Origin of the sequence: Nonomuraea terrae (assembly GCF_004348995.1) — a bacterium.
Classification (GTDB): domain Bacteria; phylum Actinomycetota; class Actinomycetes; order Streptosporangiales; family Streptosporangiaceae; genus Nonomuraea; species Nonomuraea terrae.
In genome coordinates, this window is sequence record NZ_SMKQ01000085.1 from 22,136 (window position 1) to 33,206 (window position 11,071).

The window sequence follows — 11,071 nt, forward strand, 5'->3', positions numbered from 1 at the left end:
GGGGCTATCGGCCGGCGTAGGCGTCACGGAGCCTGCGGCGCTGCAGCTTGCCGGTCTCCGTCCGCGGGAAGTCGGCCAGGAACTCGAACCGCCGGGGGATCTTGAACGAGGCCAGCCGCTCGGCGCAGTGGGCGCGCAGCGCCTCGGCCAGCTCGTCGCCGGGAACCGCGTCCTCGGAGGGCTGGACGACAGCGAGCACGCTCTGTCCCCAGTCGGGGTCGGGGACCCCGATGACGGCGACGTCGGCGACGGCGGGATGCGTGATGAGCTGCTGCTCGATCTCGGCGGGATAGATGTTCACGCCCCCGGAGATGATCAGGTCGGTACGCCGGTCGAGGAGGAACACGTAACCGTCCTCGTCGAAGTACCCGTAGTCGCCGACCGTGGCCAGGTCTCCGCGCCGGCTGGCGGCGGTCTTGACCGGGTCGTTGTTGTACTCGAAGCGGGGCCGCTCCCCCGGGATGCCGAAGTAGATCGTGCCCTCCGTCCCCGCAGGCACCTCCTTGCCGTCCTCGTCGAGGATCTTGACGATCGTGTTCGGCGCAGGCCGCCCCACCGTGCCCGGCTTGCGCAGCCACTCGTGCGAGCCCACCAGCGAGACGCCGCCCTCGGTGGCCGCGAGGTACTCCCACAGAACGGGCCCCAGCCACTCGATCATCTGCTGCTTGATGGCGACGGGGCACGGCGCGCCCGCGTGGATCACCGCCTCCAGGCTGGACAGGTCGTACTTCGACCGGACCTCCTCCGGCAGGCGCAGCATGCGGTGGAAGTGGGTCGGGACCATGTGGACGCTGGTCACCCGATGCCGTTCGAAGGCCCGCAACACGCCCTCGGGGTCGAATTTGCCCTGGATGACGACCGTGTGGCCGGCGTTCAGGTAGGCGTGGGCGTGCCCGGACGGGGCGGCGTGGTAGATCGGCGAGCACACCAGGTGCACGCCCGTGCCGAGGGTGACCTCGTAACGGGCGGCCAGCGCCACGTACGTCGCCTGGATCACCGGCTCCGGGGGAAGGTCAGGAAGGGCGGTGCGTACACCCTTGGGATTGCCGGTGGTGCCCGAGGTGTAGCCCATCACGCTGCCGAACCGGCGATCCGGCGGCGCGTCCGACGACTCCCCCTCGCCGAACGACTGGTACGGCCGCCACCCGTCCACCTCGCCGCCGATCACGAACCGGTGCTCCGGCAGCGACTCGACGGGCAGCGTACGCGCCTGCTCGGCGTCCACGAGCACGGCCTTGGCCCCGGAGTCGCGGACGATGTAGAGCATCTCCGCCGGGGTCAGCCGCCAGTTGACCGGGACGAAGTACATGCCGACCTGGCCGGTGGCCAGCATCATCTCCAGGTACTCGTGACCGTTGTGCACCGCCACGGCGACGGCGTCGCCGGTCGAGAGGCCGTGGGAGCGCAGGGCACGTGAGACGCGGTTGACCCGCGCCAGGAGCTCACCGAAGGTGAGCGCAGATCCGTCGGGATCGATGATGGCCCGCCGGCCGGGGTCGGCGGCGGCGATCTCGTAGAAGCTGATGGGTGCCATGGTCGAGTGATGAGTAGAGGACATCATGCGTCCCTCTCCTGTCGGCTGAACTTCGGTGACGATCCCCTCGACGCCTGGTCGCTCATGGCCGCCCGCGCGGATCACCCGAGCGCTTCCAGGCAACCCCCGTGTTCGTACGTCCTCAGCTCACGTGGGGAGCTGCCCCATGAAGATCGAGGGGTGCAGGCCGTCCGCCTTCGGGCGGAAGAACTTCGCGGCCTTGTCCGCGAGGTCCTGCAGGTCCCACAGCCCGTCGGAGCTGATGGTCTCCACGACCTCGGGGTTGTTCCAGAGTTTCACCTCGTGGCCGGACGCGCCGAGGGTGCGGCCCGACAGCCAGTCCGACTCGGTGCCGGCGAGGTAGGTGACGATCGGCGCGACGTTGTCCGGCGACATGAGCTCGGCGCCGGGGGAATCGCCGATCTTCTTCTCGTCCGGGACGGTGGCGGTCAGGCGGGTGGCGGCGCCGGGCGCGATGGCGTTCGCCGTCACGCCGTACCGGGCCAGGCCGTTGGCGAGGGACGCGGTCAGGCCGATGATGCCCATCTTCGCGGCGGCGTAGTTGGGCTGGCCGGGGGAGCCCTGCAGGGCCGAGTCGGAGGTGAAGTTGATGATCCGGTAGTGGCCGTCCGGGTTGCGCTGCTCCCGCCAGTAGGCGGCGGCGGGCTTGATGGTGCTGAAGTGGCCGCGCAGGTGCACCCTGATGACCGCGTCCCAGTCGTCGTCGGGCAGATTGAAGATCATCCGGTCGCGGAGGATGCCGGCGACGTTGACGACGACGTCGAGCTTCCCGTGATGCGCGACGGCCATCTCGACGAGGCGCCGGCCGGTCGCGGTGTCGGCGATGTCGCCCGCGTCCGCGACGGCCTGGCCGCCGAGGCCGTTGATCTCGTCGGCGATGTCCTGCGCGGGACCGGCGTCGCCGCCGCTGCCGTCCGGCTCGGCGCCGAGGTCGTTGAGTACGAGCTTTGCACCCTGCTGGGCGAACATGCGGCTGATGGACGCGCCGATGCCGCGGCCGGCACCGGTGATGATGGCCACCCTGCCGTCGAGAGATCCCATGGAATGCCTTTCGGAGCGGAGGGTCGTGCGGCGGTGCCACGACCGGTCACCAGGTTCGACGGAGATGCACCACAGCACTGGTCAGGCATCAAGTAGAACACGTTACGACAGTGTGAACAAGGGCTCCTTTCCCCCGAGACAACTCACCCTGGCCAACCAAGAAGAACGTGTTATCTTTGGCTCTTGGCGGCCAGTCCTGCCCTCCGGCTCGCCCATGACGCACCGAATCACCTGGATGGCTGTCTGATGAAGCGTTTCAGGACGCTGCCTCCGGAGCTGCGGGTCTGCACCCTGATCTCGTTCGTCGTCGCGCTCGGTTTCGGGGTCGTCGCGCCCGCTCTGCCGCTCCTCGCGGACATGTTCGGGGCGGGCAACACGGCCGTGGGCGCGGCGATCAGCGCGTTCGCGGTGTTCCGGCTGGCCACGGCCGTCGTCAACAGCCGGTTCGTGCAGCGCTTCGGTGAGCGCCGGGTCATCGCCTGGGGCCTGTGGCTGCAGGGAGCCACGATGGTCGTCGCCGGCCTCGCGCCGAACTTCACCCTGCTCATCGCGCTGCGGGCGGTCGGCGGGATGGGCAGCTCGGCGTTCACCATCGCCGCCATGGCCCTGGTCCTGCGCCTGGCGCCGCCGGACTCCCGGGGGAACGCCGTGAGCGTCTACCAGACGGGGTTCATGCTCGGCGCCATCGCGGGCCCCGGGATCGGCGGCGTGCTGGCCGACGTGAACGCCCGCTTCCCCTTCCTGTTCTACGGGGTGGCCCTGTTCGTCGCCGCGGGGATCTCCCACTTCATGCTCACCCCTTCGCGCCCCGCCGAGCAGCCGGACGGCAGGCCGGCGCCGGCCGAGAACCGGTCGGCGCCGGCCCTTTCCCGTGGCGTGTACCTGCGCGCCTTCGTCGCGATCCTGGTCGCGAGCTTCGGCACGGGCTGGCTGTTCTACGGGATGCGCAACTCGGTGATCCCGATGTTCGGCAACAACGAGCTGGGCGGCAGCGGCACCTTCGTCGGCCTGGCGATGCTCAGCACGGCCGTCACCCAGCTGGTCTTCGTGCCGGCGTTCGGGCAGTGGGCGGACGCCCGGGGAAGGCGGCCGGCGATGATCACGGCCGGCCTGACCGGCACCGTCGCCGTGGGGCTGCTGGCCGTGACGTCCAGCGAAGCGGCCTTCGTCGCCTCCATGGTGCTCCTCGGCCTGGCCGGCGCCGGCCTGTCCACGACGCCGGCCTCCGTGCTGGCCGACATCAGCGGCCACAGCCGCGCCAGGAACGTGGCGTGGTTCAGCATGGCGTCCGACGCCGGCGCCATCATCGGCCCCCTGGTAGTCGGCGCGATCGCCGATGTCCTCTCCTTCGAGGCCGCCTTCCTCCTGACCACCCTGATCCTGGGCATCGGCGTGGTCGGCTCCCTGGCGATGCGCGAAACACTCAGCCGCTCCTCAGGCACTCCCCTCCTTCCTCCAGCGAAAGGAAACGCCATGCCCGGCCCGGCCCCCGCACCCACTCCGGAGACCCTGCCCTTCTGGGAGGGCGCCGCGAACAAGGAGCTGCGCATCCAGCGCTGCGTCTCCTGCGCGCGGCACTACTTCTACCCGCGCCCGTTCTGCCCCCGGTGCGGCTCCGGCGACGTGGAGTGGACGACCGTCAGCGGTGACGCGCGACTGCTGTCGTACGTGATCAACTACCGGCCGCTGCCGCCCTTCGACCCCGGCACCCCGGTCATCGTGGCGCTGGTGGAACTCGCCGAGGGGCCGCACATGATGACGAACATCGTCGGAGTGGAACCCGACCCCGAGAAACTGGAGCTCGACATGCCGCTCAAGGTCACGTTCGTCGAACGCGAGAACTTCACGCTCCCGGTGTTCGCCGCCGCCAAGGCGGTGGCGTGATGACGTCGATGCACCGCGGCGACATCGCCATCGTCGGCGCCTCGGAGACCACCGAGGTCGGGGTCCGACCCGACGTGCCCGTGCTCGGCCTGCACGCCGAGGCGGCCAGGAACGCGCTCGCCGACGCCGGGCTCACGGTCAAGGACGTCGACGGCGTGGCCACCGCCGGTCCGTTCGCCCTGGAGGTCTCCCACCACCTCGGCATCCAGCCGCGCTGGCTCGACGGGACCATGGTCGGCGGCTGCAGTTTCATGCTGCACGTGCGCCATGCAGCGGCGGCGATCGCGGCCGGCGCCGCCGACGTCGTGCTCATCACCCATGGCGAGTCCGGCCGTTCGCGCGTCGGCGTGGCGCCGTGGGCGCCCAACCCGGCTTCGGCGGCCGGGCAGTTCGAGGCCGTCTACGGAGCCCAGACCCCGTACTCCACGTTCACCCTGCCCGCGCTGCGCTTCCTGCACGAGCGCGGCATGACCCGGGAGCACCTGGCCCATGTCGTCGTGGCGCAGCGGACGTGGGCGCTGAACAACCCGCGCGCCTTCCGGCGCAAGCCCACCTCGGTGGAGGAGGTGCTGGCGGGACCGCCGATCGCGTACCCGTTCACCAGGGACATGTGCTGTGTGGTGACCGACGGCGGCGGCGCGCTCGTGCTCACGAGCGCGGAGCGGGCGAAGGACATGCCGGGCGGCGAGCGCGCGGTGTACCTGCTCGGCTCGGGAGAGTCGGCCGAGGGGCCGCTGGTCTCGCAGATGGCGGACCCGGGCTCGTTCCTGGCCTTCCGCAGGGCCGGCGAGGAGGCGTTCAGGACGGCGGGGATCACCCGGTCGGACGTGGACCACTTCATGGCCTACGACGCCTTCGCCCACGTGCCGCTCTACATGCTGGAGGACCTCGGGTTCGTCGGACGCGGCGAGTCGGGCGACTTCGTCGCGGAGGGGAACACGCTCAAGGACGGCTCGCTGCCGATGAACACCAACGGCGGCGGCCTGTCGTACACCCACACCGGCATGTACGGCATGTTCGCCATCCAGGAGGCCGTGCGCCAGCTCCGCGGCGAGGCCGTCGAGCAGCTCCCGGGCATCGGCATCAGCTTCGTCCAGGGCGTCGGGATGTTCTTCGCCGCGGCCGGCAGCCTGGTGCTCTCGCGCCACCAGGGCTGAGCCGCGGCAAGCGCCGGAGACCCGCCTCCGGCGCTTGCCCGGCCCCTCACGAGAACGTGTACTCTTTACAGACATGACCCGCGTCAACAGGCATGGACGCACGCCGGAGGCCCGGGCATTTCGCGTCGAGCGCGTCCTGGAAGCCGGCATGGCGCTGGCCACTCGAGGCGGGTACGAAGCGGTCCAGATGCGCGAGGTCGCCCGCATAGCGGGCGTCGCCCTGTCGACCCTCTACCGCTACTACCCCTCCAAGGACGCGCTGCTCAGCGCGGCCATCCAGGTGCAGCTGGACGAGCTGCGCAAGGACATCCTGCAGCGCCCGCCGCGGCAGCGCACCCCTGAGGGACGGGCCGCCGAGGTGCTGCACCGCGCGTTCCGGGCGATGCAGTACAACCGCGGGTTCGCGCACGCCGCGCTCAGCGCGTACCACATCCCCAAGCCCCTGGGCGAGCAGCCGGACGACAGTTCGCCCCTGATCAGCGGTGACGACTCCGCCGCCCTGGCCGACCTCATGGCGCTGGCGGCCTGGGGCCCGGAGCACCGCACCACCCCGGCCGAGTACCGCGTGCTGCACATGCTCGAATCGTTGTGGAGCAGCAGCGTCGTCGCCTGGCTGAACGGCCGGATGACGCCGGAATACGTCGAGGATCGCCTGAAGTTCGCCGCCAAGCGGCTGCTGCCGGTGGAGGCGGCGGCCGGCAGGTAGGCACGGCCGCACGGCGGTGGGCGCCCCGGTCGCCCACCGCCACGCGCGTGTTCTAGATGCCGAGCTTGTCGGCGAGCCGGTCCAGCTGGTAGTCGGCGTCGCCGGCCAGGACGTTGCCGGCGATGGCGTTCTTGTAGAAGAAGTGGGCGTCGTGTTCCCAGGTGAAGCCGATGCCGCCGTGCAGCAGCATGGTGTTCTTGGCGGAGGCCAGGTAGCCCTGCGACGTCAGCGCCCGCGCCGCCGCGGCGGCCGCGCCGAGCTTCGCCGGCTCCTCGTCGGCCGCTCGCGTCGCCTCCCGCAGTGCCGCGTCGGAGAGCGCCCACAGGTTGTACATGTCGGCCAGCTTGTGCTTGACGCCCTGGTAGGCCCCGATGGGCTGGCCGAAGGTGTAGCGGATCTTGGCGAACTCCGTGGTCATCGCCAGGCAGGCGCCCATGGCCCCGGACTGCTCCGAGGCGATCGCGAGGTTCGCCAGGTCGGCCACGTGGTCGAGAGCGGCGGCGGCGTCCCCGGCGACGAGCCGGGCCGCCGTGCCGTCGAACGTCACGGTGGCCGTGCCGCGGGTCGGATCCACCCCGTCGTCCTTGGCCACCGTCAGGCCGTCGGCCGGGCGCTCCACGAGGTACACGCCCGTGCCTTCAGGGCCGGCGGCCTGGACGAGCAGGAGCTCGGCCTCCGCGCCGTTGAGCACCGCCACCTTGGTGCCGGACAGGGCGAAACCACCGCCGGACCGCACGGCGGAGGTCGCCGGCCGCGCCGGGATCCACTGCCGGTTCCCCGGCTCGCTGACGGCGAGCGTGCCGACGACGTGACCCTCGGCGAGCCGGGGCAGCAGCTTCCGATTGACCTCCTCGTCGTCGAGGGCGACGAGCGTGCCGGCCGCCAGGACGCACGCCAGGAGCGGCGAGGGCACGAGCCCCGCGCCCAGCTCCCGCAGCGCCGCCGACAGATCCGCGTGGGTGGCCCCGGCGCCGCCGTACTCCTCGGGGATGGTCAGTCCGGCCAGGCCGAGAGTGCCGGCCAGGCCGGCCCAGACCTCCGGGTCGTACGACCGGTCGCCGCCGATGACCTCGCGGACCTTCGGCAGCGGCGTGCGGTCGGCGACGAAGCGCTTGACCGTCTGAGCCAGGCTCTTCTGGTCGTCGGTGAAGATGAGTGACACGTGAGCTCCTGAGGGTGTCAGCGGGAGAGCTTCAGCTGGTTGAAGGGGGTGTTCCGGTCGACCCCTGGGTCCTTCGGCAGGCCGAGCACCCGTTCGCCGACGATGTTGCGCTGAATCTCGTTGGTCCCGCCGGCGACGGCGCCGCCGGGAGCGCCCACGACGGCCGCGACCACCCGGTCGAGGTCCGCCGACCCGAGGGCGAGGTCGCTGCCGAGGATGTCCTGCGCCAGGTCCGCGGCCCACAGGGCCAGCTCGGCGCCGGCGAGCTTCGCGGCGGAGCCGCGTGCGCCGATCTGGATGCCGGCGGTGGTCTCCTCGTGCAGCACCCGGCCGTACGCCGTGAGCGCGGACTCGCGGGCGTACAACAGCGCCAGCCTGCGCCGGATGGCGGGGTCGCTCTCCAGGCCGCGGGTGCGGGCCGCCTCGAGCAGCGAGTCGTAGCCGAGCGCGTTGGTGCGCGCGCGGCCTCCGGCGCCGATGGCGACCCGCTCGTTGCGGAGCATCACCACCGCGGCGTCCCAGCCCTTGTCGACCTCGCCGATGACGGCGTCCGCGGGCACCTCGACGTTGTCGAAGAACACCTCGTTGAACGGCGCGTGCCCGGTGGCCACCACGAGAGGCCGCACGGTGACCCCCGGATGGTGCATGTCGACGATGAACATCGTGATGCCCTTGTGCTTGGGCACGGTGGGGTCGGTGCGGGCGAGGATGGCGCCGAAGTCGCTGTACTGGGCGCCGGAGGTCCACACCTTCTGGCCGTTGACGACCCAGCCGGTCTCGGTGCGGGTGGCCGTGGTCTGCAGGCTCGCGACGTCCGAGCCGGCGCTCGGCTCGGAGAAGAGCTGACACCAGATCTCCTCGCCGCGCAGCATCGGGGGCAGGTGGCGCCTCTTCTGCTCCTCCGTGCCGAGCTCGAGGATCGTCGGCCCCGGCATGCCGAGGCCGATGACGAACGGGCCGGTGGGCAGCTCGAAGTCGGCGGCCTCCTGGTTGAAGGCGATCAGCTCCTCGGCGCCCAGCCCCTGCCCGCCGTACTCCTTGGGCCAGGTGATGCCGGCGAATCCCGCTTCCCACAGTGCTTTCTGGAAGCGCTTGGATTCTTCCAGCGGAACCGAGGTCCCCTCGCCGTCGTGGCCGGCGGCCTCGTCGAAGGGCTTGGCGTTCTGCTCCAGCCAGGCTCGTGCCCTGGCCCGGAACTCATCGATCGACGTCATGTGCGTTCCTCTCAGAGACGGGCCGTACGCTGGGCCGCTCCCCAGCTCTGTTCGCCCATACGAGAACACGTTCTCTTTAGCGAAAGAGTTCTCCTTCGGGGCGCGCATGTCAAGAGATCGACGTGTCGCTGTTGGTGACGGGATAGCCGTGTGTCAACTAGAGAAACTAGTTCTCGTTGCTTCCCAGGGCCGGCGGGCTGACGTAGTGGTGCAGGACGGCGGGCTCGCCGGTGGTGTCGCGCCAGGTGGCGCGGGTGGTGCCGGTGCGGCGCCAGCCTGACCGTTCGTAGAGCGCGATCGCGGCCTTGCCCTCGGAGGAGACCTCCAGCCGCAGCGGGTTCCCAGCGGCGGAACGTACGGTGTCGAGGAGCCGGGGGGCCACGCCGCGGCCCCGGGCGGCGGGGGCGACGTACAGGCGGGTGACCTCCATGTCGCGGGTGAGGGCGACGTGGCCGAGCACCACGCCGTCCTCGACCGCGATCCACGCCTCGATCGCGTCGTCAGGGGTGAGCCAGCGGGCGGGGTCGTCCGGCCAGTCCACGGGGTAGCGGTCGGCGGCGTGGACGGCGGCGAGGGCTTCGACGCAGGCGTCGAGGTCGGCGGGGGTTCGGGGGCGGATCTCCACGCGCGCAAGCCTAGGCCGGTCAGGCCAGTCCGCACGAGAGCAGGAAGATCGCACTCCCGTGGGCCAGGGCGGCGGCGATGACGCCGTGGCGCAGGCGCAGGAAGGCGCAGATCAGGCCCTCCGCGAGGGTGAACGCCAGGAGGGGCCAGCCGACGGTGGTGACGGTGGTGGCGAGGAAGGCGTGGCAGGCGGCGAACAGCACACCCGACAGCAGCGCCGCCCGTACGGGGGCGCCGTCCTCCTCCAGCCGGCCCTGCAGGAAGCCGCGGAACAGCACCTCCTCGGCCAGGTTGCCGGCCAGGCAGAAGAACAGCAGGACGGGCAGCAGCCCGGCGGCGACCGCTCCCCCGCGCCCGCCGAGCGGGGTGAGCTGCGTGAGCAGGAGCACCGGGGCGGCGGCCAGCGCGCCGCCGCCGAGGCCCAGGCCCACCGCGGCGGCGCCGGGGCGGCCCCAGCGCACGAGCGCGCGCAGCCCCCGGTCCCGGAGCAGAAGCGCGGTGACGGCCAGCGTGCCCAGGCCGAGGACCAGCAGGGTGGGCGCGTGATCGGTGAAGCGGACCCACGGCACGACGCCCGCGGTCCCGAAGCGCCAGAACCCGATCGGGGTCATCGCGTCCCGGATCAAGATGAATCCCAGGACGAGCAGCAGGATGCGCAGCAGCGGATCGCGGTCGGCCCGCGCGAGGGCGAAGCAGGCGCCGATCAGCAGGATCCCGGGGGCGATGAGGACGGCGTAGTCGAGCAGCACGAAGAGAGCTCCGTTCCGGCGGGGAGAAGTGGGCGGGAAGCGCTGCGCTCCACCCATGATGCGAGCTATTCTCAGTTTTCGGTACTCGCATAGGAGGCCCGTGCTCACGCCTCGCAAACAGCCCCGCCAGCAGCGCTCACGCGAGACGGTGGCGGCGATCCTCGAAGCGGCCGCTCAGCTTTTCCAGCGGCACGGCTACGGTGAGACCACCACCAACAAGATCGCTGAACGGGCCGGGGTGTCGATCGGCTCGCTGTACCAGTACTTCCCGAACAAGGACGCCCTGCTGGTCGCGCTGGCCGAGAACTGCCTGGCCGAGGTGGAGGGGCACGTCTCCGAGGTGTTCTCCCAGGCCGGCGAGGAGCGTCCCGGGCTGCACGGGCTGCTGACCGAACTCGTACGCCGCGTGGCCGACCTGCACACCGACCGTCCGGCGCTGCACCGGCTCCTGTACGACCTGAGCCCCCGCACCCCCGGCCTGGTGGCCCGTTTCCGCGCGGCAGAACAGCGCATGGCCGCCGCCCTCGCCGCCGAGCTCCGCCGTCTCGGCGCCGGCGGACCGGATCCCGAGCTGAACGCGCTCTTGGCCGTCCAGGGCATCGAGGCCCAGATCCACGGCGCCCTGCTGGAGCCATCGCACGACGCCGCCGGCACGCTGCCGGCCATCGTCGACCTGTGGCACCGGGCGCTGACCGTCCCCGCGGACGAAGACGTGCCGGGCGACGGCGACCGCGCCAACCGCCCATCCGGCCGGCACGACGAGCCCGGCGCCCGGCCCGAGCGCGGTGGCGCGATCGGCGGGCATCCCGGCGAGACCCAGACCCGCTTCATGTGGAAGGAACCGCACGACATCGGGGAGACCGCTCCGCAGCAGCGGTGACACGAGAACGGCCGTGACGACGAGCACGACCATCGGCACCGTCACCGACCTCACCACGACGGCGAACCCGGACCCGGCAAGCCCGAGCAACACATGAAC

General features: G+C 71.3%; 10 protein-coding genes. 4 read left to right on the forward strand and 6 right to left on the reverse strand.

Translation table 11 applies throughout. The annotated features are described in order from the left end of the window. Window positions 1-4: 4 nt before the first annotated feature. Both E1286_RS25075 and E1286_RS25080 read right to left on the reverse strand, forming a co-directional pair. Window positions 5-1,534, reverse strand: coding sequence for an AMP-binding protein (locus E1286_RS25075; RefSeq protein WP_246075103.1), 1,530 nt, complete (start codon window positions 1,532-1,534; stop codon window positions 5-7). Window positions 1,535-1,681: 147 nt separating this feature from the next. Continuing rightward, window positions 1,682-2,596 carry an SDR family NAD(P)-dependent oxidoreductase gene (locus E1286_RS25080; RefSeq protein ID WP_132616021.1) on the reverse strand — a complete coding sequence of 305 codons (915 nt, stop codon included), beginning with the start codon at window positions 2,594-2,596 and terminating at the stop codon, window positions 1,682-1,684. Between the two features lie 246 nt (window positions 2,597-2,842). Here E1286_RS25080 and E1286_RS25085 point away from each other — a divergent pair, with 246 nt between their 5' ends. The 3 genes from E1286_RS25085 to E1286_RS25095 all read left to right on the forward strand — a co-directional run bounded on the left by E1286_RS25085 (window position 2,843) and on the right by E1286_RS25095 (window position 6,343). Further along, window positions 2,843-4,480 carry an MFS transporter gene (locus tag E1286_RS25085; RefSeq protein ID WP_132616023.1) on the forward strand — a complete coding sequence of 546 codons (1,638 nt, stop codon included), beginning with the start codon at window positions 2,843-2,845 and terminating at the stop codon, window positions 4,478-4,480. Next, a complete protein-coding gene (locus tag E1286_RS25090) occupies window positions 4,480-5,637 on the forward strand; it encodes a thiolase C-terminal domain-containing protein (protein ID WP_132616026.1) in 1,158 nt (385 codons plus the stop codon). The genes E1286_RS25085 and E1286_RS25090 overlap by 1 nt, the downstream gene beginning before the upstream one ends. 73 nt (window positions 5,638-5,710) lie before the next feature. Continuing rightward, a complete protein-coding gene (locus tag E1286_RS25095; protein WP_132616028.1) occupies window positions 5,711-6,343 on the forward strand; it encodes a TetR family transcriptional regulator in 633 nt (210 codons plus the stop codon). Between the two features lie 52 nt (window positions 6,344-6,395). Here the strand turns inward: E1286_RS25095 and E1286_RS25100 are convergent, their stop codons facing one another. The 4 genes from E1286_RS25100 to E1286_RS25115 all read right to left on the reverse strand — a co-directional run bounded on the left by E1286_RS25100 (window position 6,396) and on the right by E1286_RS25115 (window position 10,092). Beyond that, the gene (locus E1286_RS25100) at window positions 6,396-7,505 is read right to left on the reverse strand and encodes an acyl-CoA dehydrogenase family protein (protein WP_165969903.1); all 1,110 of its coding nucleotides are present in this window, start codon (window positions 7,503-7,505) and stop codon (window positions 6,396-6,398) included. Between the two features lie 17 nt (window positions 7,506-7,522). Continuing rightward, complete coding sequence (locus E1286_RS25105; RefSeq protein ID WP_132616032.1) at window positions 7,523-8,719, reverse strand: acyl-CoA dehydrogenase family protein; 1,197 nt, start codon at window positions 8,717-8,719, stop codon at window positions 7,523-7,525. 166 nt (window positions 8,720-8,885) lie between these two features. Beyond that, window positions 8,886-9,344, reverse strand: a complete 459-nt coding sequence (locus E1286_RS25110; RefSeq protein WP_187368217.1) for a GNAT family N-acetyltransferase — start codon at window positions 9,342-9,344, stop codon at window positions 8,886-8,888. 19 nt (window positions 9,345-9,363) lie between these two features. Then, window positions 9,364-10,092: a CPBP family intramembrane glutamic endopeptidase gene (locus E1286_RS25115; RefSeq protein ID WP_246075105.1), complete on the reverse strand. Its 729-nt coding sequence runs from the start codon at window positions 10,090-10,092 to the stop codon at window positions 9,364-9,366. Between the two features lie 100 nt (window positions 10,093-10,192). Between E1286_RS25115 and E1286_RS25120 the strand changes: the two genes are divergently transcribed. Beyond that, window positions 10,193-10,972 (forward strand): TetR/AcrR family transcriptional regulator, encoded by a 780-nt coding sequence (locus E1286_RS25120; protein ID WP_223190346.1) that lies wholly within the window; start codon window positions 10,193-10,195, stop codon window positions 10,970-10,972. Window positions 10,973-11,071 lie beyond the last annotated feature (99 nt).